Here is a 485-nt window from a genome sequence, read left to right as displayed (position 1 = left end):
CTTGGTGACGTCGTCGGTGCCGTTCACTTCGGTCGAATTGACCGATGTGATGACGTCGCCCGGCTGGATGCCGCGATCGGCAGCATCGCTGTCGGGATCGACGTCGGTCACCACCAGCCCCTTGCCGTTTTCGGACTTGGTGACGGTCAGGCCGAGATCGGCCAGCGTGTCGGGCTTTGCCGGAGCGGCAGGCTGCGACTGGTCGACAGAGGCCTGCTTGTCGCTCGAGGGCAGTTTGCCGAGATCGACCTTGACCGTCTGGCTCTTGCCGTCGCGCCACACGGTGACGTCAACCGACTTGCCAGGCGAGTAGGCGCCGATCAGCCGTGCCAGTTCCTTCGGCGAAGCGACGTCCTTGCCGTTGACCTGGGTGATCACGTCACCGGCCGTGATGCCCGCCTTCTTGCCGGGACCATCGTCCTGGGCACTGGAAACCAGTGCGCCGTTGTTGGACTTCAGACCAAGCGACTCAGCGATGTCGGAGG

At 64.3% G+C, this 485-nt stretch carries 1 protein-coding gene; it reads right to left on the bottom strand.

Going from position 1 to position 485, the window contains the following annotated elements; genetic code table 11:
• Nucleotides 1-485: PDZ domain-containing protein (locus EN914_RS37955; protein ID WP_127389802.1), on the bottom strand; the 485-nt coding region annotated here is incomplete at both ends.

Source organism: Mesorhizobium sp. M7A.F.Ca.CA.001.08.2.1 (genome assembly GCF_003998455.1).
Classification (GTDB): Bacteria; Pseudomonadota; Alphaproteobacteria; order Rhizobiales; family Rhizobiaceae; genus Mesorhizobium; species Mesorhizobium ciceri.
Note: the sequence above shows the minus strand (reverse complement) of the source record. Positions and strands in the feature narration are given on the sequence as shown.